Source organism: Parasaccharibacter sp. TMW2.1882 (genome assembly GCF_023337635.1).
GTDB lineage: Bacteria > Pseudomonadota > Alphaproteobacteria > Acetobacterales > Acetobacteraceae > Bombella > Bombella apis.
The window spans coordinates 279,044-300,292 of the sequence record NZ_NWUT01000001.1; the positions used below are offsets into that span (position 1 = coordinate 279,044).

A 21,249-nucleotide genomic window follows, 5' to 3' on the forward strand; every position below is an offset into this window, starting at 1 on the left:
ATGAGGGGAAGGCTCAGCGGGTCTGGGTGTGTGTGACAGCAGAGACTTTTGGTGCTGCCTGTAGAACGACAAGAATCTGCCCCATCTTGTAGTGATCGAATTCGATGCGTGCTGGAACGAACCCGCCCTGAGGATCATGGACAAACCAGACGGTTCCTTTGTGAGGACTGGACTGGGCGGCCTTGAAGCGTGTGCCGATGGAAAAACCACCAATCTGCCGTCCCGTGAAATCACATTTCAGGGCGTCCCCCCGAAAATAGGACCCATGATCCTTGGGAAGGGTCGTCTGGCTGGGGCCATGAACATCCAGATAGGACAGACGGATACCGTCGAAAACAGGTCTGCTGAAAGTGCAGTCCTGTTTCAGCGTCATCCGGTGTGTCAGCGCAACAAGAAAACTGAGCATGTCGACAGACTGCTTCAGCTCTGCAGCGGGCAATGGCTCCCGCTGTTTGTCTACTGGCAGGAAGACGGCCACATGCGGGCCAGTCAGATCAAAATCAATGTGAGCTTTTTCTTCCTCGCCATGGGCAAATCCACTGTTGCTGAAGGAAACCGGCGCAACATTATCTCCGTTGAAGTGCCCCTGGGCACTGCTCAGCAGATTCAGTGTCAAAAACCAGCTGGCGAGACCAACGGTATAAAGATGCGTCTCCACTCCGTAGCCCCAAGGTTGCAGGACATAATCTGCATCAGCGCCCAAGGCACGATACCCATGAATGAAAACACCGTACCGGAGATGTATGTTCTGTGCGGCAGGCAGGGTGTCGGCTGCGCTTTTCAGTGAGGGTGCCGGTGCAGGCGCGTCTGCCTGCTCTGCCAGAGCCCCCGGGGCCAGCAGACAGGAAGAAGCCAGTGTCAGGCCCGCCAGCAGGCGGCCAGTGATGGAGCGGCGGATTGAAAGCGTGTCAGACGTCAAGATTGGCAACCTTCAGTGCGTTATCCACGATGAACTCACGACGGGGTTCGACAACATCCCCCATGAGGGTGGAGAAAACCTGCCCCGCTTCTTCGACATCGCCAACCTGCACTTGCAGGAGGGTCCGGGTGGCCGGGTCCAGCGTGGTGTGCCAGAGCTGCTCATCATTCATTTCGCCCAGGCCCTTGAAGCGGTTGATGGCCAGACCACGGCGCCCCTGGGCCAGTATCTGTTCCATCATCATGCCTGGGCCAGAAAATTCGAAATTCTTCTGGTCAAGCTGCAATGTCACGGGCCTGCTGAAGAATTCAGCAAGCCACTGGGACTGCGCGAGAAGACGGCGTGCTTCACTGGAGCGAAGCAGTGTGGCTTCAAACGTGTAGCGTTCTCCCACACCACGGAGAAAACGACGGCAGGTGACGCCTTGGCTGTCGGCCTCAACTTCCCAGCCCCGCTCATTTTCGGGAGATGCTGCTTCCAGTCTGGCCAGGAAGCCATCGACTGCTTTCTGTCGGATCGCTGCATCAGGGTTGATGAGCCCGCTGACAGCCGCCTGCTCCATGATCCAGAGCGGGACACGGGCTGAAAGTGCCCGCATGTCCTGTGCCAGTCGGCTGCAACGGTCAATCACGTCACGGAGTTCCGCACCGTCCAGTACGGTTCCGTCATGGCAGGTCAGGGATGCATTGCTCAGGGCCTTGTCCAGCAGGTAGCTGTCCAGTGCAGGTTCATCCTTGAGGTAGCGTTCCTCTTGTCCACGTTTGGCACGGAAGAGCGGCGGTTGGGCAATGTAGAGATGGCCGTTTTCGATGAGTTGGGGCATCTGCCGGAAGAAGAAGGTCAGAAGCAGGGTGCGGATGTGGGAGCCATCCACGTCAGCGTCCGTCATGATGACAATCTTGTGGTAACGGAGCTTGTCAATATTGAAGCCCCCCTGCTCGGCTGGACCATGACCGATCCCCGTGCCCAAGGCTGTGATGAGGGTGCCAATTTCGGCAGAGCCAAGCATCCGGTCGAAGCGGGCACGCTCAATGTTGAGAATTTTGCCACGCAAGGGCAGAATGGCCTGGAAACGGCGGTCCCGTCCCTGTTTTGCTGTTCCGCCGGCAGAATCCCCCTCCACAATGAAGAGTTCTGCCCCTTCCGGGTTGCGTTCCTGGCAGTCGGCCAGTTTGCCCGGCAGGGATGAGACATCCAGAACGCCTTTGCGCCGTGTCAGTTCCCGGGCACGGCGGGCGGCCTCTCTCGCACTGGCGGCATCAGCAATCTTGGCAATGATGATGCGGGCTTCCTTGGGATGCGTCTCGAACCAGTGGCCGATCATGTCGGCGGCGATGGTGTGCACGACAGGCTGAACTTCGGAAGAAACCAGCTTGTCCTTTGTCTGGGATGAGAATTTAGGATCGGGAACCTTGACGGAAAGAACGGCGGAGAGCCCCTCCCGCATATCCTCACCTGTGAGATTGCTGGTTTCTTTCTTGTTGCCCAGCAGAGAGGCATATTTCCCGACGGCCCTCGTCAGGGCCTGCCTGAAACCGGCCAGATGGGTGCCGCCATCACGTTGGGGAATGTTGTTGGTGAAGCACAGCATGGTCTCGTGGAAGCTGTCATTCCAGCAGAGAGCAAATTCCACCTTGATGCCAGATGTTTCATCCTGCAGCTCCCCGGTGATGGGAGGGTCGATCAGTGGCGTCTTGGAGCTGTTGAGCCATTTGACGAACGCTGTCAGCCCCCCTTCATAGTGGAAGACAACCTCCCGTGGCTCACTGTGACGCTCATCACGCAGGATGATCTTCATACCCGAATTCAGGAAGGCCAGCTCACGGACACGGCGCTCCAAGATACTGAATTCGAATTCAGTTTTGGAGAATGTCTCCGCACTCGGCTTGAAGGTGACTTCCGTCCCGTTTTCTTCGTCCGAATCACCGATGACGGCCAAGGGAGCTACACGCTCACCGTGCCGGAAATGAATGGCATGTTCCTTGCCCTGTCGCCAGATGCGTACATCCATGGTCTCGGAGAGAGCATTGACAACCGCAGCCCCCACACCGTGCAGACCGCCGGAAACCTTGTAGGAATTCTGATTGAATTTGCCCCCGGCATGCAGCTTGGTCAGCACGACTTCAGCCGCACTGATCCCCTCTTCCTCGTGCAGGTCTGTCGGGATACCACGCCCGTTATCCCGGACTGTGACAGAGCCGTCCCCATTCAGAGTGAGAATGCAGTAGGAGGCGAAACCTGCCTGTACCTCATCAACGGCATTATCAATGATCTCGAAGACCATGTGATGCAGGCCGGAGCCATCATCCGTATCCCCGATATACATGCCAGGCCGCTTGCGGACAGCATCCAGCCCCCGCAGGACGGAGATGGAAGAGGCGCCATATTCCTCATGATCGGAAGACTGAATTTCCGGCTGGTTATGGGATTCTGACATGCCTGCGCATTACTCCGGTTGGCTGAGAGCTTTGATGAGTGAATATACTGTCAGAAGCCTTTCCTGACCAGTGCTGTCACCGGGGTTATCCCGAAATAACCGTGAGAAAAGGCCATATTCTGGCCGCCTCATGCCGGATGGAGTGCGCCATTCTGAACATGAAAGAAAGCTGCAATGTTTCTGATGGAAGAAAAAGGTTCAGCTTCGGTTCCTGTCAGGATGGTGGTCGTTTTCAGAGCAGAGAGACTGTCCATCAGGATGATCCGCCGCCGTTCATCAAGATGGGTCAAAGGTTCATCCAGAAGGATGACGGGAGCCTGCCCCCAGACCCTGCTGATGGCATGGGCATGGGAGAGGATGACGCTCAGGAGCATGATTTTCTTCTGTCCACTGCTGGAGTGTGCTGCCTGACGGCCTGTCATGGCGTCCCGCAGGCTCATGTCAGCCCTGTGTGCTCCGATAGAGGTGCTCTTGCGGGCTTTGTCCTGAAGGCGGGACTGGTGCAGGGCGTGGCGGAGCTGGTCTTCCACTTCCAGAGCCGGGCTGGCTTTCAGCGCTGTGGCGATGGGGCAGTGCAGCTCCAGAAGGGTTTGGGGGAAAGCTTCATTGCCGAAAGGGGTTTCTTCCAATGTTTCGAGAAGATGCAGCCGGGCTGCCGTTATGGCGACTGCGTGGCGGCTTATGGATTCTTCCAGGGAGGTCAGCCAGGCCGTTTCATCAGGCTGTTCCAGCAGGATGCGGTTCCGGCTCATGACGGACCGCTCATGTGCCATGAGCTGCTGCGTATGATCCGGCAGGAGAGCGACGGTCAGCCGGTCCAGAAACCGTCTACGGCTGCCAGCACCTTCAAGAAAGAGACGTTCCATCTGCGGAGTAAGCCAGACGCAGGAATAAAGTCGGGCAATTTCTGCCATGGTCCGTGTTCTTTCTCCGTCCAGGAGAAAGATGCGGCGTCCCCGCCCCTCGGTCAGGCCGGTAGACAGTTGGAACTGTTGTCCTTCCCGCTCCAGATGGGCGGCGACGCCCCATTGGGTTGTTCCGTGGCGGGGCAGCATATGAGCTGGTGAGCCCAGAAGCCCCCGCCCCGGGGCAAGCAGGGAAAGGGCTTCCAGAAAATTGGTTTTGCCGCTGCCATTCTCCCCTGTCAGGACGGACAGGGTGGCGGACGGCTCCCAGACGCACCGTCTGTAATTACGAAAATCCGTTAATGTCAGACGGTGCAGGTTCAAGGAGATCGTTCAGACCCGGATGGGCATGAGAACGTACAGAGCCGCAGGTTCGGCCGTATCGCGGATCAGTGTTGGAGATGAACTGTCGGCAAGGGCGAACTCGGCTTCAGCGTCAATCTGGTCGGTGATGTCCGTCAGGTAACGGGCCTGGAAGCCGATCTCCATGTCGTCATTGTCGTAGGTGACGCTGTTTTCATCCAGCTCCTCCTGAGCAATGCCCTGATCGGGGCTGGTTGCGGAGAGGGTCAGATGGTTCTTCGTGATGGTCAGCTTTACCGGGCGGGAACGTTCCTGGCTGATGGCCGCCACACGACCTACGGCTGCCGCAAGATCCTGCTTGGTAACACGCAGGATGCGTGAATTGGACTGGGGAATGACACGGGTATATTCCGGAAAAGTGCCATCCACCAGCTTGGAGGTCAACAAGATGGAACCGATACGGAACTGGATGCGCGTCTCTGAAAGAGCCACCTCTACGGAGGCTCCATCATTATCCAGCAGTTTCCGAACTTCGGTTACGGTCTTGCGGGGGATGATGATGCCCGGCATTTCTTTTACGCCGAAAGGCGCTGGAACGTCGACTTTGGCCAGCCGGTGTCCATCTGTCGCCACAGCCCGGAGATGGTTCTTTTTGTCCACCAGTACGATATGGAGATAGATGCCGTTGAGATAATAACGGGTCTCCTCGTTGGACATGGCAAAGCGGGTACGGTCGACCAGCCGACGCAAATCACCTGCCTGAATGGCAAAATGATGAGGCAGATCGCCTGCTACCATGGCCGGAAAGTCATCAACTGGCAGAACGTTCAGGCTCGTCTCGTACCGCCCGGCCTTGAGGTGAAGGGGCCCTTCCGCATCCTTCTGTTCGAACTCGATCAGGGCACCATCGGTCAGTTTGCGGACGATCTCGAAGAGAACGGCAGCCGGAACAGTGACGGACCCGGCATGTGTGGCCTCTGATGGAATTTCCTCGACGACGGCAATCTCCATGTCCGTCGCTGTCAGGCGCAGAACCTCGCCATCATGCTCCATTAGCACATTGGCGAGAATGGGGATGGTGTTCCGTTTTTCAGCGACACCCTGAATGTGAGACAGTGCACGCAGAAGTGGCGCGCGATCAACTGTGAACTTCATGACAACCCCAAAGCCTTATCGGGAAGAGTAATATGTCTCTCTAGCAAAACAAGGACATGCTTGAAAAGCCATCTTCAGCTTTCCAGCATGTGGCGCAGCAGCTCGACGCTTTCAGCCAGACCGGGGTCCTGTTCCATGAGCTCCGAAATGCGGTTCACGGCATGCATGACAGTCGTATGGTCCCGATTGCCGAATTTCCGGCCGATTTCCGGGAGGCTGCGGCTTGTAAGCTGTTTGGCCAGATACATGGCAATCTGCCGGGGGCGGGCCACGGCCCGGGCACGACGGGCTGATGACATGTCGGTCAGACGGATATTGAAATGCTCGGCCACCTTGCGCTGGATTTCATCGATCGTGACACGGCGCTCATGAGCTTTGAGCATATCTTTGAGGACATCCTGTGTCGATTCCAGCGTGACGGGTCTGCCTACCAGATCAGCATGGGCGATGAGGCGGTTCAGTGCACCTTCCAGCTCCCGCACGTTGGTGGTGATCTTGTGGGCCAGATATTCCAGCACCTTGGGAGGGACAGGCGTGCCAGAGGCCTTGGCCTTGGCTTCCAGAATGGAAATGCGCAGTTCGAAGGTCGTAGCGTGAATATCCGCTACCATACCGCAGCCCAGCCGTGTGCGGAGCCTGTCCTCCAGACCGGAAAGATCAGAGGGGCTCTTGTCAGCGCTGACGATGATCTGCCGCCCTGCATCCACCAGCGCATTGAATGTATGGAAGAATTCTTCCTGCGTGCTGTTCTTCCCGATCAGGAACTGGAGGTCGTCAATCATCAGCACATCAACCGACCGGAGCTGTTCCTTGAACTCCATCTGGGATTTGGACTGCATGGACGCAATGAAACGGTACATGAATTTCTCGGCAGACATATAGGCGACCGAGATGTTCCCGCGGCTGATCAGCTTGAGGCCAATAGCGTGCATGAGATGGGTCTTGCCAAGACCAACGCCACCGTACAGGAAGAGCGGGTTGAAACCGGGGCTGGCGGGATGATCCGCAACACGCCCTGCACAGGCATAGGCGAATTCATTGGGCTTGCCGACCACGAAATTGTCGAACGTGAAGCGGCGGTCCAGCGGGACGGCAAGATCATTCCGCACTTCATTCATCGAGGGCGAAGTGGCTGCAACGGCCTCTTCACGATCCAGGGCCGCTGCATCTTCATTGGCCATGGCGCTGATGGAGAGATTCGCAGCCCCCCCGCCCTCTTCAGCCTGTGAAGCATCATCCCCGGTTTTTGCGGCACGCTGTGCTTTCTTGTCGATCCGTAATTCGACATGCTGGACAGCTGGATTCTCTTCACGCCACAGGGACTGAAGGCGTTGGCCATACTGGGCACGGACCCAGTCTCTCAGAAAACGTTCCGGCAGGTAGAGGGTAATTTCATCATCATCCAGCGGGCCCAACGTAATGCGCTGGATCCACATCCTGTATTCCACATCGCCGACCTCACCTTTCAGGCGATCGCAGATGCGCAGCCAAGATGCCTTGAGAGCAGAATTTTCAGAAGAGGCCATAGCAGCGTCCTGGGACTGAGCTTTTTCCACTTCTGATCTCCGTACTTCATGGTCTTGCAGGCCTTCGGCTAGGGTAGAACCCGCCAGAAGGGGTAATCAAGTGTTTTTGCCGGGGCGTTGGGTGCCTTGTCACACTAGCTTAACCTTCAGGAAAGGGAAAGCCTGCTTGGGCCATGATACGACCCCGCCTTGCGTGAGGGCAAAAAAAGAACGCGCCCAGTGGGCGCGCCCGAAGCCGTTTCATCAGGTCCTGATGAAACGGGCCATTCTGCCTGGATCGGACGATCAGGCAGCGGCGGTAAGAGACTTGATGCGGGCAGAGAGGCGGGAGAGCTTGCGGCTGACCGTGTTGCGGGAAATCACACCCTTGCCAGCTGCACGCTGCATCTCAGGCTGGGCCGCACGAAGTGCTTCTGCCGCTGCATTCTTGTCGCCGGACAGGATGGCCTTCTCAACATTCTTGATGAAGGTACGCATACGGGACAGGCGGGAAGCGTTGCGCAGACGGCGGCGCTCGTTCTGACGGATGCGTTTACGGGCAGATGCGTTGTTTGCCATGGGCTTCAGGTTTCCTGCGGATAGTTCGCTAAAAAATAATGTCTGCCCCTCTACCGCTCCGCTGACATGGCGTCAAGCACTGTCTTCATATCCTGCGGCAATAACGGGTCACTTACGCAACTTTTTCTGGCAGTGTGGACAGAAAAACGTGGACCGACTGCTCTGTGTCATACGCTGTATGGGGATGGAATGCCCTTTTGCCAGGCATGCTGGGCAGGGTTGCCCTTCCCTGCCATAGACAAGATGCAGGGTCTGGAAAGTCCCTGGCTGGCCATCAGTGTGCACATAGTCCCGCAATGTGGAGCCTCCGGCTGCAATAGCCGTCTGGAGTATCTCCACAATGAGGCTGCAGAGACGGTTTGTCTCCGCCTTGCTCAGACTGTCAGCGGCCCGTGCGGGATGGATGCGGGCCCGAAACAGGGCTTCGCAGACATAGATGTTCCCCAGTCCGACAATCCGGCGCTGGTCCAGCAGGGCATTCTTGATAGGCATCCGTGTCGTGACCAGGGTTGCCGCAAGGGCTTCTGCCGTAAACTGGTCAGAAAGAGGTTCCACTCCCAGATGGGCAAGCTGTGGCTGCTGGTGTTCCTGTTCTGTCTGGAAGAGACAGACCATGCCGAAACGTCTGGGATCCACCAGGGCGACACGATGGTCGTTGCTGGTCCACAGGACGAGATGCTCATGCTTGCGGGGTGGCAGATTCTGGCGGGCAGGGTCGATGAACAGCCTGCCGGACATGCCCAGATGTATGAGAAGGGTCCAGCCATGCTGGAAATCCATCAGAATATATTTGGCACGACGTCTCAACTGGATGATCGTTTGATGGAGGAGGATTGTGGAGAGACCTGGCGGAAAAGGCAGACGCAGGTCAGGCCGGTTGACCTCCACGCTGGACAGGCTGTGCCCCTTCAGCGAAGCCTTCATGCTCTGGAGAATGGTTTCAACTTCTGGGAGTTCTGGCATAAATATCCGCAATGAGATAACGGTGGCATATGACTGAACACCATTCTTCCCATACCTCCTCTTCTTCGTCAGCTGATTTTGAGGCTGATACGATTGATTTCGGCTACCGTGATGTGCCACGGGGCGAAAAGAAACCGCTGGTCCGACAGGTTTTTGAAAGCGTTGCTGGCAAATACGACGTCATGAATGACGCCATGTCCCTCGGTATCCATCGGGTCTGGAAGCGCATCTTCGTGACCATGCTGTCCCCGCAGCCGGGATACAGGCTGCTCGACCTTGCTGGCGGTACGGGAGACATCACTTTTGGCTGGTTGCGTCGTGGTGGTGGCCATGCCGTGCTTTCGGACATCAACGAGGCCATGCTGGAAGTTGGCCGTCAGCGGGCCATCAAGGCCGGGCTGATCGGGGAGATGGATGTCTGTGTTGCCGATGCCGAGGCACTGCCTTTTCCCGATGCTTCGATGGACAGGGTCTCCATGGCGTTCGGACTGCGCAACTGTACGGACAAGGATGCTGTCCTGCGGGAGGTCCGTCGTGTGCTGAAGCCGGGCGGGCGTTTTCTTTGCCTTGAATTTTCGAAAGTGGATGTGGCGGCCCTCTCGGCCCTTTATGATCTCTGGTCCTTTCAGGTGCTGCCCCGCATGGGGCAGATGATTGCTGGTGATGCGGAGAGCTATCAGTATCTTGCCGAAAGCATCCGCATGTTCCCGGATCAGGAAACACTGGCAGGCATGATGCGGGCGGCGGGGATGGATCGTGTATCCTATCAGAATCTTTCGGGAGGGATCGTGGCCATTCATTCTGGCTGGCGGCTTTGAGCATGGCCCGCGTCATTCTCATTCTGGGAGGTGGCATTGCTGCCTACAGGGCGCTGGATCTCGCTCGGCAGCTCCGGCATGAGGGCATGGAGGTCGTGCCCGTCATGACGGAAGCGGCGAAGCAGTTCGTGACGCCATTGTCCCTGGAAGTGTTGTGTGGCGCTCCTGTCCATGATGAGCTGTTCCGCCCCGGGCAGGAAAGTGAGATCGGTCATATCGCTCTTGCCAGGTCGGCCGACCTGGTGCTGGTCTGCCCGGCCACGGCCAATCTGATGGCTCGCATGGCACAGGGCATGGCTGATGATCTGGCCACGACCCTTCTCCTGGCAACGGCAGCTCCCATTCTTCTGGCACCGGCCATGAATCCTCACATGTGGTCCCATCCTGCCACACAGGCCAATCTTGCCCTGTTGGAGCAGCGGGGTGTCCGATGCGTTGGTCCGGCGCATGGTGCCGTGGCCTGTGGTGAAACCGGCATGGGACGTCTGGCAGAGCTGGACGAGATTCTGGCGGCAGTCCGTTCAACCCTGTCGGGGGGAACAGGCCTGAGGGGGTGCCGTATCATTGTCACGGCCGGCCCGACGGTAGAGCCGATTGACCCTGTCCGCTTCATTTCCAACCATTCATCAGGGCTTCAGGGCTATGCCATTGCAGGCGCTCTGGCGGCCAGAGGTGCCGACGTCCGGCTCGTGAGTGGTCCTGTCTTTCTGCCCACTCCACCGTCTGTCCAGCGGATTGACGTAAGGACGGCAGAAGAGATGAAGGCTGCCTGCCTTGCACAGCTTCCGGCTGATGCAGCCATCTGTGTGGCAGCTGTCAGTGACTGGCGCCCTGAGACTGTCAGCAGCCGGAAGATGAAAAAAACGGCAGAGGCTCCGCCTGTTCTTTCCCTGAGAGAGAATCCTGACATTCTGGCCACGCTGTCCCATGTTGCAAAACGTCCGGCACTGGTTGTCGGGTTTGCGGCGGAGACGGATGATCTTCAGAGTCATGCGGAGCAGAAGCGTCGCCGCAAGGGGTGTGATTGGCTTCTTGCCAATGATGTGAGCCGGCATCCGTTTGGTGGGCAGAAAAATCAGGTATTGTTCCTGACAGAGAATGGAACGGAGAGCTGGCCAGAAATGACCAAACCCGCTCTGGCAGAACAGCTTGCAGAGCGGGTGGTGGCTTTTTTCCAGAAACAGGATTAACAGTCCTCTGGCTTTAGCTGTGAGGGGATCAAGCCATGTCCGATGTCGTGAAAGTCCGTATTCTTCGCCTCCCCCATTCCGAGGGGCTGGAGCTGCCTGCCTATGGAACTGCCGGAGCTGCCGGTGTTGACTTCCAGGCGGCGGTGCAGGAGCCTCTGATACTTCGTCCGGGGGAGCGGAAACTGGTGCCGACAGGGCTGTGTGTTGCCCTGCCTGAGGGGCATGAGCTTCAGATACGTCCCCGCTCCGGGTTGGCCCTGAAGCACGGCATCATGGTGCCCAACAGTCCCGGCACCATTGATGAAGATTACCGGGGAGAAATCCGCATCATCCTCATCAATGCCGGGGCGGAAGATTTTGTCATCGAACGTGGGATGAGGATTGCCCAGGGGGTTCTGGCGCCTGTCGTGAGAATGCAGTGGCAGGAGTGCAGCAGCCTTGATACAACAGACCGAGGGCATGGGGGCTTCGGCAGTACCGGCCATTGACCGGTTTTCCAGTCCCGGCGGCTGATTTTTGAGGGGTCGGTCATGAAGATTCATTCGGCCATGGGCCAGCCATGAGACGGGATACTTGGCCCTTTGCGTACCTTTCCAGACTGGGGGAAAGAAGCAGGCACTGGCTGTTGGCTTATCAGGGAAGTGGTCTGTCCTGCTGTGTCCTGATTCTGGGGGGACTGTATGGGCTTCTGCGGGCATGTGGTCTGGTGCCCTTCCCTGTCTTCCCGTCTCCATGGGATGATATGTTCTGGACCCTGGGCAAGGGAGTGGTGGCGCTGCTTCTGGCGGCTGCGGGGCATTGTGTTCTCCTCTCCTTGGCGGCCTGTTCGACTGGCCTGCGTCGGGCGCTGGCTGGTGTGACGGCCATACTGGGAGAAATTCCCTCCCTTTGCCTTGTCGGGCTGTTCTGTATGGTCATGACGCCGTTCTGGGATGTCGTGGCGGTGGGCTGCTTCAGCCTGCTGGTCAGGAGTGTCCACGCCACCCTGAAAGCGGAAACAGGAATCCCGTCCAGTTTTCTGAAAACGGCAAGAGCCTTGCGGCTGGGGCGCTGGCAGGGTTTCTGGCGCCTTCACATCCCGTTTGCCTTCCCTGAACTCGTACGGTCCGTTCTGAGGGACCTGCCCGATTTCTGGCTCCGTATTCTGGGAGGGGAGCTGGTTCTTGCACTGTTTCTTTCCCATACCCCTTCCGGGTTGGGGGGAGCACTTCTCTCGGCCCTGAAAACAGGCGGAGAGTTGTCCGCCTGTGGCGTACTGATTCTCATGCTGGTGCCTGTGCTGCTGGTTCAGCATGGTCTCATTGCGCCCCTGCGCGGATACGGTCGGCATTATGCCGTCTGTGACCAGATGCAGACACAGAGGCTGGAGGAGCGTTCCGCTTCCTGGAAGAGGCGCTGCCTGCTGGGAGGGGCCGGAACCATGCTGACCATGATCCTTTCCTGGGGGTTCTGGGGCATACCGGGGCCGTTGGGAGCTCTTGTGGTAGCGGTCTGTCTGGTTGGTGGGGTCTGGGGGTGGCTGGGGGGCCTGCTGCTGGGTGCACCTGTACAGGTGCAGAAGCGGATCCGGAAGGCCTGCCTGGTGGTAGCGCTTTTTCCTGTTTTCATGGTCTGGCTGGGACTGTCCGTACCCGTCCCTCTGAATGTCATGCCGGCTCTGGCGGTCATGGGCATCACTGGCTGGGCGTTTCTTCGGGAAGCCGACGTTGCGGGGCGTCAGTTCATCGTGATGGGGCATCATCTTCGTTTGCCCCTGTGGTCATTCTGGAAGGATGTCCGCCTGCCCCTGCTTTGCCCGCCTCTGCTGCAGGCAGCTGTCGTGGCGCTGCCTTTTTTCTGGGACAATGTCTATCTGGCCGCTCTGCTGGAAAGGAAAACGCTCCATCTGCGTATTCTTCAGGCTCACGCCTACAGTGTACAGGGCATCCTGCTGTGCCTGATGACGCTGATGGCTGTGTCTGTCCGATGGGGTATCTGCATTCCATTGCAGGAGCGCATGGCGCACCGTTATAGGATCTAGCTCATGAGTGCTATCTTACGCTTGGCCGACTGTGCACAGTTTGCACATAAATCCCGCCATCAGGACGTTCCCATTGTTGAACAGGTCAACATGGATGTTCGGGAGGGGGAAATTCTGGGGCTTGTCGGACGTTCCGGCTCGGGCAAATCTAGCCTTCTGAAGATCATGGCTGGCCTGGAACAGCCCCGAAAGGGGAAAGTGTTCTGGCGGGAAGGACGAGCTACTGCCCAGGCGCTCGAAACGGTGTCCATCATCCTTCAGGATGATGTTCTCTTTCCATGGCTGACAGTACGGGAAAATGTTCTTCTTGCTCTGGAGGCCAGACGTCAGCCCCGGGAAGAGCGGGAAAAAATTGCGGATGCCATCATCGAGGTCCTCGATATGGACGGATATGAAGGTGCCTATCCGAGAGAGCTTTCTGATGCTCTGGCAGAACGGGCCTCGCTGATCCGTGCTCTGGCACGGCAGCCTGAAATCCTTCTGCTTGATGAGCCTTTTCTCAATATCGATCATCTGAGTGCCGAAAACCTGCGAACAGACCTGATAGAACTGTGGCAGGAACATCGGCTGGGACCTTTGAAAGCCATGGTGCTGGCCACTCATGCCATTGAAGAAGCCGTGCTGATGTGTGACAGGATTTTACTGTTCTCATCGGGGCCAGGGCGTATCACGCATGAGATTGTTGTGCCCTTCCCCCATCCCCGGAATCGTCAGGACGATGATTTTCGCCATTTTGTGGACCAGATATATACATTGATGACCCTTCGGGCGCCCAGTGTTTCGGAGGCTGACCTTTCCACGCCCGATCAGGGAGAGGTTCAGGATGAAAGTGATTCCTTCATCGTGCTGCCCGACATTTCCATTGAACTTCTGGTCGGCCTCATGGAATCGCTGGAACATGCGCCCCTCTCTGGTCGGGCAGACCTGCCGGAGCTGGCCAATCAACTCCAGATGACTCTTGATGACCTTTTCCCGCTGGGTGAAACCCTGCAATTGCTGGATTTTGCAGAGCTGGAGGATGGAGACATCATGCTTACCAGCACGGGCCGTACCTTCGTGGAAGGCGATGCCGATGCGCGCCGGGACATCATGCGGACGGCCCTGCTCCATTCCGTCCCGCTGCTGAAGCTGATCCGCAGCACGCTGGATGAGCGGAGCAACCATGCCATGGATGCTGATATATTCCGCCGCAAGCTGGAAGATACCATGTCCACAACCTATGCCCGGCAGACAATGAATACAGCCATATCATGGGCCCGTTATGCCAATCTGTTTGGCTATGATGAAGAAACGGACCGTGTGCTGCTGGAATATGACGAGTGAAGGAACCTTTTTCCGTTCCTCCACTGTTGTCATGATGGAGAACTGATTATTTCAGCCGGTCCCGGTAGAGCTTGCGGGCCTTGGCAACCTTGGGAGCCACGACAGCGGCGCAATAGGCTGTTTCCGGGTTGCGGGCAAAATAATCATGATGGCTTTCTTCCGCCTCCCAGAAGTGGGCAGGTCCCTCAATGGAGGTGACAAGCGGTGCCTCCCAGATGTTCTGGGCTGCAATGTCGTCCCGGACTGTCCGGGCAACGGCCTGTTGGGCTTCATCACCAAAGATGACGGAGCGGTATTGCGTGCCTACGTCATTGCCCTGTCTGTTCAGCTGGGTCGGGTCATGGGTTGTGAAGAAAACCCGGAGAATATCTTCCAGACCAATTTCAGCAGGATTGAACACCACCCGTACTACCTCGGCATGGCCGGTCCTGCCGGTACAGACAGCCTTGTAGCTGGGATGCTCTACATGACCACCCGCGTACCCCGGTTTGGCAGAGATGATGCCCCTGAGACCGTTGAAGATGGCTTCGACACACCAGAAGCACCCGCCCCCAAGGATGATGGATGATGTCTGTGTCATGGTTGCTCCTGTCTGTCTAAAATCGTGAGTGCCCTGCATATGGTCTTCAGCGGCCTGTATCGCTAGGGGGCAATCACCATGCTTTTCATATCTTTCAATTTTTTTGTTTTATGTTACCGTTTCTTACTATAGAACGCCCTGAAATATTTTTTTTGAAAGAGGTTTCCTGAATGCCTGCCTATCGTTCCCATACAAGCACCCGTGGCCGCAACATGGCAGGGGCCCGTGCGCTCTGGAGAGCGACAGGCATGAAGGATGGGGACTTCAGCAAACCCATCATTGCCATTGCCAATTCCTATACCCAGTTCGTGCCCGGTCATGTCCATCTCAAGGACATGGGAGCTCTGGTGGCTTCGGCTGTGGAGGAAGCCGGTGGTGTGGCCAGGGAATTCAACACCATTGCCGTGGATGACGGTATCGCCATGGGGCATGGCGGGATGCTCTATTCCCTGCCCTCACGGGAACTGATTGCGGATTCCGTGGAATATATGGTCAATGCCCACTGTGCCGATGCGCTGGTCTGTATCAGCAACTGTGACAAGATTACACCGGGCATGCTCATGGCCTCGCTACGGCTGAACATCCCGACCGTTTTCGTGTCTGGCGGGCCAATGGAAGCTGGCAAGGCAGACATGGACGGCATTGAGCGGGCGGTTGATCTTGTGACCTCCATGGTGGCGGCAGCTGATGAACGTGTCAGTGATGACATCTCCGAACGTGTGGAACGATCCGCCTGTCCGACCTGCGGGTCATGCTCGGGCATGTTCACGGCCAATTCCATGAATTGTCTGACGGAGGCGCTTGGTCTTTCCCTGCCGGGCAATGGCTCTCTTCTGGCGACACATGCCAAACGTAAGGAGCTTTTTCTTGGGGCTGGTCGCCTGAGCGTAGAGCTGGCAAAGCGCTGGTATGAAGAAGGCGATGCAACGGCTCTTCCCCGTGGCATTGCTACGAAGGCGGCTTTCACCAACGCCATGACGCTGGACATTGCCATGGGGGGCTCCACCAACACGGTGCTGCATCTGTTGGCCGCAGCCCGGGAAGCCGGAGTCGATTTCACGATGAGTGATATTGATGCCCTGTCCCGGAAGGTCCCTCACCTCTGCAAGGTGTCGCCCTCCGTTGCTGATGTACATATGGAGGATGTCCACCGGGCTGGCGGGATTCCGGCCATTCTTGGAGAGCTGGATCGTGCCGGCCTGATTGATGCGGGAACGCCGACTGTGCACTCTCCTACGCTGGCGGCGTCCCTGAGGCGTTGGGACATCATGCAGAATCAGGATGAGGCGGAAGAGCTGTTCCGGGCAGCGCCCGGTGGCGTGCGGACGGTTGAGGCTTTTTCCCAGAACAGCCTGTACAGGGAGCTGGACCGGGACCGTCGGACCGGTGTTCTGCGTGACCGGAACCACGCCTTCTCGCAGGATGGCGGGCTGGCTGTTCTTTATGGAAATCTGGCGCTGGATGGCGCCATCGTCAAAACGGCAGGGGTTGCAGAACATATTCTGAAGTTCAAGGGGCGTGCCCGTGTCTTTGACAGTCAGGATGCTGCTGTGAATGCCATTCTGGGCAAGGAGATCATACCGGGTGATGTCGTGGTCATCCGGTATGAAGGGCCCAAAGGCGGACCGGGAATGCAGGAAATGCTCTACCCGACCAGCTATCTTAAATCCATGGGGCTGGGAGAAACCTGCGCACTGATTACTGATGGACGTTTTTCAGGCGGGAGTTCTGGGCTTTCTGTTGGTCACATGTCTCCGGAAGCCGCTGAAGGCGGTCTGATCGGCCTGGTGGAAGAAGGTGATACCATTATCATCGACATTCCTGAAAGGCGTCTGCATCTGGAAGTGTCGGAGACAGAGCTTGAAGCGCGCCGTGCTGCCATGCATGGGAAGGGCTCTGCAGGCTGGCAGCCTCAGCGTGAACGTGTCGTTTCCACGGCTCTGAAGGCTTATGCGGCCATGACGACCAGTGCAGCCCATGGGGCTGTTCGGGATCTGTCCCAGATCATCGTCAAGAAGCTGTAATATCAGGGACGGTTGTCAGTACCGTCCCTCTCGATAAATCCCTTACAATAAAAAAGCCTGCCGTTTCAGGGCAGGCTTTTTTACTCTGATGGCAACGGGAAATCAGCTTATACGCCCCAGAGCTGTTTTCTGCTTGGCAAGCTCCTGCTGGAACGTCTCCAGCCGGTCACGATTTTCCTGAACAACCTCAGGCTTGGCACGGGCAACAAAGTTCTCATTGCCGAGCTTCTTTTCGACCTTGCCGATTTCCCCCTCAAGCCGTGTGATTTCCTTCTGGAGACGGGCTTTTTCCGCCTCAAGGTCGATCACACCCTCCAGCGGCAGGAAGATGGTTGCTTCATCCAGAATGAGCTGGGCAGCCATTTTCGGCGGCTCCCCTGCCAGTGGTGAAACTTCGGAGGCACGAGCCATCTGGTCGATGGCAGCCTGCCATTTACGGGCCCGTTCGAGCGTTTTTTCCGAAGCATCACGCAGCAGCAGCGGGGCTTTCTGGGATGGCGGAACATTCATTTCTGCCCGAACAGTCCGCACATCACTGATCAACCGGATGACCCAGTTGACTTCATCCGCAGCGTCTTCAGCACCGGCAATCTGGGGAATCTCAGGCCAGCTGTCGGTCCCAAACGGTCCAGAATAACCCAGCTTCTCCCAGAGCGTGCTGGTCACGAATGGAATGACGGGGTGCATCATGCGCAGAATAATACCCAGTACATACGCACCAGCTGCCTTCAGCTCTTCTGCCTCCACACCACCGGCCCGGAAGGTCGGTTTGGAGAATTCCACGAACCAGTCACAGAAAATATTCCAGACAAAATTGTAACAGCAGCGTGTGTACTCATCAAAACGGGAGGCTTCCAGTGCCGCATCGGCTTGTGTCACGGCCTTGCGGGCTTCCTCCAGAATCCAGCGGGCCATGGTGGACTGGACAGCAGATGGATTGAAACCGGGATTCGGTTTCACTCCATTCATCTGGAGGAACCGGGAGGCGTTCCAGAGCTTCGTGATGAAGGCTCTATGTTCTTCAACACGGGTACGGCCCAGCTTGATGTCCCGTCCCAGCCCAGCACCCGCAGCAATGGCAAGGCGGGTAGCGTCCGCCCCGTAATCGGCAATCAGATCCAGAGGATCAATACCATTGCCTCGGGACTTGGACATTTTCTGTCCCTTCTCATCCCGAACAAGGCCATGGATCAGTATTTTGCGGAAAGGAACCTTCCCCATGAAGTGAAGCCCCATCATCATCATCCGGGATACCCAGAAAAAGATGATGTCAAAGCCGGTGACCAGGGTGCTGGTTGGATAATAGAACTCCAGCTCTTCCGTCCTGTCCGGCCAGCCCAGTGTCGTGAACGGCCAGAGAGCCGAGCTGAACCATGTGTCCAGCACGTCTTCATCCTGCGTCAGGGTGATGGAAGGGCCAGCCTTCTTCTGGGCTTCTTCTTCCGTCTCTGCAACGTAGGTTTTTCCATCAGACCCATACCAGGCCGGTATCTGGTGCCCCCACCAGAGCTGACGGCTGATGCACCACGGCTGAAGGTCCCTCATCCAGGCGAAGAAGGTATTCTCCCATTGTTGGGGTTCAAAGACCATTTCACCGGACTGGACAGCCTCGACGGCGGGCTGTGCCAGTCTGGGCGCATCGCAGTACCATTGCAGCGTCAGTCTCGGCTCCACAATGGCACCGCCACGTTCGGCTGTGGGTACCTGAAGCACATGGGGCTCGATTTTTTCCAGCCAGCCCATCTCTTCCAGCTTTTCAACGATCTTCTTACGGGCCTCATCACGGTGGAGACCTTCCAGAGCCTGGACGAACTCGATGTCGCTTATGCCAGCGTGGTCAGCCAGTTCGGCACGGATCTCATCCAGCCAGATGCAGGCGCTTTCATCCAGAATGGTCGGTGCTGGCAGGTCATGACGCTTTCCGACTTCGAAGTCATTGAAATCATGAGCTGGTGTGATTTTGACAGCCCCTGTTCCCTTTTCCGGGTCTGAATGTTCGTCTGCCACGACAGGGATGCGCCGCCCCGTCAGGGGAAGGATGATGGTCTGGCCAACCATGCTGGTATAGCGGTCATCTTCCGGATTGACGGCCACAGCCACGTCGCCCAGCATGGTTTCCGGTCGGGTTGTGGCAATCGTGATGGTTCCACCGTTTTCCAGAGGATAACGGATATGCCACATGGAGCCTCTTGTTTCCCTGTTCTCCACCTCCAGATCAGAAATGGCCGAGCGGAAAACAGGGTCCCAGTTGACAAGACGACGGTCCCGATAGATCAGCCCTTCTTCATGCAGCTGGACGAATACCTTGCGAACGGCGCGTGACAGACCTTCATCCATGGTGAACCGTTCACGGGTCCAGTCTGCCGAGGCACCAAGGCGGCGAAGCTGCTGGATGATGGTCCCGCCATATTCATTCTTCCAGTCCCAGATACGCTCAATGAAGCGGGGCCGACCAAGCTCTTTCCTGTTGATGCCTTCCTTGTCCAGAGCCCGTTCGACAACCATCTGCGTGGCGATACCGGCATGATCTGTACCGGGCTGCCAGAGAACATTGGCCCCCTTCTCCCTCTGCCAGCGGATAAGAATATCCTGGAGAGTGAAGGTCAGGGCGTGCCCGAGATGCAGTGTCCCCGTGACGTTGGGGGGCGGAAACATGATGGAATAAGGTGAGCCACCTTTCCCGGGGTCCGCCCTGAACGTCCCGGCATTTTCCCACAATCTGTAAAGCGTGGTTTCGTAATCGGCGGGGATGAAGGCCTTTTCCAGATCGGAAGGAATCAGAGAAGAGTGTGCATTCTGTTCGGACATGGTTCCCCGGGTCATGATGTAGCGTGTCAGAGGGTGATGTTCATATCACCGGCATGAAAACTTGCCGATAGGCAGAGGCGAAAAACCCCTCCCCCATTTATCGGCCTGGCTGGTTCACCTGATAATCCCCAACGCCCCAGAGGCGGTTTTTAACGGCATGATAATAGGCTTTTTCATCATACAGGGGGACATTCAGTTTCAGGTCCACAGCGGTGAGATGGCCCATGGCACGGGCAATGTCGTAGGAGGAGGTGACCAGGGATGTCACGCTCTGGATGAGTGCACGCTGTGACTGCAACAATGTGGCCTGCTGCTGGAGGACGGACAGGGTTGTTGCCGTACCGACAAGAGCCTGCCTTTCGACACCGGCAAGGGCCGCCATATTGGAGGAAACGGCAATCTGGTGGCTTCGGAGCGTGTCCTTGATGGACATGTAGGTCTGCCAGCTTTCTGATGTCTGCTCCAGGGCAGACCTGCGCTGGACATCCACCTCATTGCGGGCTGCGATGGCCGTCTGGCGGGCCTGCCGGACGGCTGCATATTCACTCCCTCCCTGATAGAGGGGAATCTGGAGGTTGAGCGTGGCGTATTTGTTGTCCTGCAGGGACTGGTCCTGCCCCTGATCTTTTGAACGCTGATAAGCCACTCCGGCAGAAAGTTTGGGCATGATGGCCGACATCTGGAGGGAGATGTTGTCTTTCTGCTGTGCTTCATTGAAGAGTGCGGCGATCACGTTCGGATTGTTCCGCACGGCCTCTGCTACGGCTTCCTGTTCCGTACGGACAGGCAGGGCCAGAGGCTGTGGTGGAACAAGGTCTGGTGGGGCCGGCACACCAACGACCTGGAGATAGCTGGCCTGGGCTGCCTGCACGGCACCTTCTGTCTGATGACGTTCGGCCGTGGCTGTTGCGAGGGCACCCTGCGCCTGCGCCACGTCTGTCCGGCTCAGTTCCCCGAGGCGGAAGCGCCTGTTCGCTGCATCCAGCTGGGCCCGCAGAGCCCGTTCATTATTGATGCTGACCTGGAGGAGCTGAAGATTGGCGACCAGACGGACATAGGCATTCATGGCCCCGTAAAGGACCTCCTGCTCCGTTTCTATCAGCCGAGCTCTCTGGGCAAAAATCTGGTTGCGGGCCATATGGATGCTCGCAACCGTTTTTCCGCCCTGATAGATGGGCTGGGTCAGCGATACGGTCGTGTTGTAACCGCCACTGTTATAATGCTGGATGTTGGGCAGCCTGACAGTCTGGCCATTGATCTCGGTCTGCTGTGTGTAGCGGCTGCTGCCCTTGTAGTAGGTCAGTGACCCATTGGCCGTAATGGTTGGTCGCCACCCCGCCTCTGCTGCGGACATCTGCTCATCAACAGAGCGGAGCTGCGCCCGGGCTTCCCGAAGCTGGGGGTTCGTCAGATAGGTCAGAGCCAAGGCATCTTTCAGGGTATGAGGGACGAACTCCGGGTTGCCATTGGGATTTGTAACCGCTGTCTGGGCATGGCCATGCTGGCACAGGAGCCCGGCTCCAACACATAGGCCCAGCCCCATCTTCATCGATTTTCTAATTTTTGAAAAAAAATGGGGCGGGAGTTTCATGCTCGTTAATCTGCCGGTTTGGTCGTCTGTTTCGGAAAAGATGTGCAAGAGGGACTATAAGGGAGAATCTCACTGAAAATAAGCGAAAAATGCCCTGTATCGTTTTCTCCCTATTGACCTGTGAGTAAT

The 21,249-nt window shown here is 57.2% G+C and carries 16 protein-coding genes; 6 read left to right on the forward strand and 10 right to left on the reverse strand.

Annotation, left to right across the window (positions count from 1 at the left end):
* Positions 1 to 13: 13 nt before the first annotated feature.
* From CO583_RS01315 to mutM, 7 genes are all read right to left on the reverse strand, one after another.
* Positions 14 to 919 carry a hypothetical protein gene (locus CO583_RS01315; RefSeq protein ID WP_052349059.1) on the reverse strand — a complete coding sequence of 302 codons (906 nt, stop codon included), beginning with the start codon at positions 917 to 919 and terminating at the stop codon, positions 14 to 16.
* Complete coding sequence (gene gyrB / locus CO583_RS01320; protein WP_081563161.1) at positions 909 to 3,356, reverse strand: DNA topoisomerase (ATP-hydrolyzing) subunit B; 2,448 nt, start codon at positions 3,354 to 3,356, stop codon at positions 909 to 911. Before gyrB ends, CO583_RS01315 begins: the two co-directional genes overlap by 11 nt.
* Before the next feature lie 128 nt (positions 3,357 to 3,484).
* A complete protein-coding gene (gene recF / locus CO583_RS01325; protein ID WP_249102972.1) occupies positions 3,485 to 4,585 on the reverse strand; it encodes a DNA replication/repair protein RecF in 1,101 nt (366 codons plus the stop codon).
* A 9-nt stretch (positions 4,586 to 4,594) separates the two neighbouring features.
* Positions 4,595 to 5,719: a DNA polymerase III subunit beta gene (gene dnaN / locus CO583_RS01330; RefSeq protein WP_043560108.1), complete on the reverse strand. Its 1,125-nt coding sequence runs from the start codon at positions 5,717 to 5,719 to the stop codon at positions 4,595 to 4,597.
* Positions 5,720 to 5,793: 74 nt separating this feature from the next.
* Positions 5,794 to 7,245 (reverse strand): chromosomal replication initiator protein DnaA, encoded by a 1,452-nt coding sequence (gene dnaA / locus CO583_RS01335; RefSeq protein WP_249102974.1) that lies wholly within the window; start codon positions 7,243 to 7,245, stop codon positions 5,794 to 5,796.
* 285 nt (positions 7,246 to 7,530) lie between these two features.
* Positions 7,531 to 7,803, reverse strand: a complete 273-nt coding sequence (gene rpsT / locus CO583_RS01340) for a 30S ribosomal protein S20 (protein ID WP_043560115.1) — start codon at positions 7,801 to 7,803, stop codon at positions 7,531 to 7,533.
* A gap of 108 nt (positions 7,804 to 7,911) precedes the next feature.
* Positions 7,912 to 8,766, reverse strand: a complete 855-nt coding sequence (gene mutM, locus CO583_RS01345; protein ID WP_081563159.1) for a bifunctional DNA-formamidopyrimidine glycosylase/DNA-(apurinic or apyrimidinic site) lyase — start codon at positions 8,764 to 8,766, stop codon at positions 7,912 to 7,914.
* Positions 8,767 to 8,795: 29 nt separating this feature from the next.
* On the opposite strand from mutM, the gene ubiE reads away from it, so the two are divergent.
* From ubiE to CO583_RS01370, 5 genes are all read left to right on the forward strand, one after another.
* Entirely contained in the window at positions 8,796 to 9,584 is a 789-nt protein-coding gene (gene ubiE / locus CO583_RS01350) for a bifunctional demethylmenaquinone methyltransferase/2-methoxy-6-polyprenyl-1,4-benzoquinol methylase UbiE (RefSeq protein WP_081563158.1), read from the forward strand.
* Between the two features lie 2 nt (positions 9,585 to 9,586).
* The gene (coaBC, locus tag CO583_RS01355) at positions 9,587 to 10,774 is read left to right on the forward strand and encodes a bifunctional phosphopantothenoylcysteine decarboxylase/phosphopantothenate--cysteine ligase CoaBC (protein ID WP_249085510.1); all 1,188 of its coding nucleotides are present in this window, start codon (positions 9,587 to 9,589) and stop codon (positions 10,772 to 10,774) included.
* A gap of 35 nt (positions 10,775 to 10,809) precedes the next feature.
* Positions 10,810 to 11,262 (forward strand): dUTP diphosphatase, encoded by a 453-nt coding sequence (dut, locus tag CO583_RS01360; protein WP_043560125.1) that lies wholly within the window; start codon positions 10,810 to 10,812, stop codon positions 11,260 to 11,262.
* Between the two features lie 254 nt (positions 11,263 to 11,516).
* Complete coding sequence (locus CO583_RS01365; RefSeq protein ID WP_248630481.1) at positions 11,517 to 12,794, forward strand: hypothetical protein; 1,278 nt, start codon at positions 11,517 to 11,519, stop codon at positions 12,792 to 12,794.
* 3 nt (positions 12,795 to 12,797) lie between these two features.
* Positions 12,798 to 14,117 carry an AAA-associated domain-containing protein gene (locus CO583_RS01370; RefSeq protein ID WP_081563154.1) on the forward strand — a complete coding sequence of 440 codons (1,320 nt, stop codon included), beginning with the start codon at positions 12,798 to 12,800 and terminating at the stop codon, positions 14,115 to 14,117.
* Between the two features lie 46 nt (positions 14,118 to 14,163).
* Here CO583_RS01370 and msrA read toward each other — a convergent pair whose 3' ends face one another.
* Positions 14,164 to 14,697, reverse strand: coding sequence for a peptide-methionine (S)-S-oxide reductase MsrA (msrA, locus tag CO583_RS01375; protein ID WP_043560130.1), 534 nt, complete (start codon positions 14,695 to 14,697; stop codon positions 14,164 to 14,166).
* A gap of 170 nt (positions 14,698 to 14,867) precedes the next feature.
* On the opposite strand from msrA, the gene ilvD reads away from it, so the two are divergent.
* A complete protein-coding gene (gene ilvD / locus CO583_RS01380; protein ID WP_248630480.1) occupies positions 14,868 to 16,721 on the forward strand; it encodes a dihydroxy-acid dehydratase in 1,854 nt (617 codons plus the stop codon).
* 102 nt (positions 16,722 to 16,823) lie between these two features.
* Here ilvD and CO583_RS01385 read toward each other — a convergent pair whose 3' ends face one another.
* Together CO583_RS01385 and CO583_RS01390 are read right to left on the reverse strand one after the other, a co-directional pair.
* Positions 16,824 to 19,529, reverse strand: a complete 2,706-nt coding sequence (locus CO583_RS01385) for a valine--tRNA ligase (protein WP_248630479.1) — start codon at positions 19,527 to 19,529, stop codon at positions 16,824 to 16,826.
* Positions 19,530 to 19,626: 97 nt separating this feature from the next.
* Positions 19,627 to 21,078: a TolC family outer membrane protein gene (locus CO583_RS01390; RefSeq protein WP_081563152.1), complete on the reverse strand. Its 1,452-nt coding sequence runs from the start codon at positions 21,076 to 21,078 to the stop codon at positions 19,627 to 19,629.
* Positions 21,079 to 21,249: the final 171 nt, after the last annotated feature.

Excerpts from the sequence above, each read along its gene's own strand:
- CO583_RS01370 (WP_081563154.1), top strand. The coding sequence starts at position 12,798 with ATGAGTGCTATCTTACGCTTGGCCGACTGTGCACAGTTTGCACATAAA.
- ubiE (WP_081563158.1), top strand. The coding sequence starts at position 8,796 with ATGACTGAACACCATTCTTCCCATACCTCCTCTTCTTCGTCAGCTGAT.
- dnaA (WP_249102974.1), bottom strand. The coding sequence starts at position 7,245 with ATGGCCTCTTCTGAAAATTCTGCTCTCAAGGCATCTTGGCTGCGCATC.
- CO583_RS01390 (WP_081563152.1), bottom strand. The coding sequence starts at position 21,078 with ATGAAGATGGGGCTGGGCCTATGTGTTGGAGCCGGGCTCCTGTGCCAG.
- dnaN (WP_043560108.1), bottom strand. The coding sequence starts at position 5,719 with ATGAAGTTCACAGTTGATCGCGCGCCACTTCTGCGTGCACTGTCTCAC.
- coaBC (WP_249085510.1), top strand. The coding sequence starts at position 9,587 with ATGGCCCGCGTCATTCTCATTCTGGGAGGTGGCATTGCTGCCTACAGG.
- ilvD (WP_248630480.1), top strand. The coding sequence starts at position 14,868 with ATGCCTGCCTATCGTTCCCATACAAGCACCCGTGGCCGCAACATGGCA.
- CO583_RS01365 (WP_248630481.1), top strand. The coding sequence starts at position 11,517 with ATGTTCTGGACCCTGGGCAAGGGAGTGGTGGCGCTGCTTCTGGCGGCT.
- CO583_RS01385 (WP_248630479.1), bottom strand. The coding sequence starts at position 19,529 with ATGTCCGAACAGAATGCACACTCTTCTCTGATTCCTTCCGATCTGGAA.
- gyrB (WP_081563161.1), bottom strand. The coding sequence starts at position 3,356 with ATGTCAGAATCCCATAACCAGCCGGAAATTCAGTCTTCCGATCATGAG.
- dut (WP_043560125.1), top strand. The coding sequence starts at position 10,810 with ATGTCCGATGTCGTGAAAGTCCGTATTCTTCGCCTCCCCCATTCCGAG.
- msrA (WP_043560130.1), bottom strand. The coding sequence starts at position 14,697 with ATGACACAGACATCATCCATCATCCTTGGGGGCGGGTGCTTCTGGTGT.
- rpsT (WP_043560115.1), bottom strand. The coding sequence starts at position 7,803 with ATGGCAAACAACGCATCTGCCCGTAAACGCATCCGTCAGAACGAGCGC.
- mutM (WP_081563159.1), bottom strand. The coding sequence starts at position 8,766 with ATGCCAGAACTCCCAGAAGTTGAAACCATTCTCCAGAGCATGAAGGCT.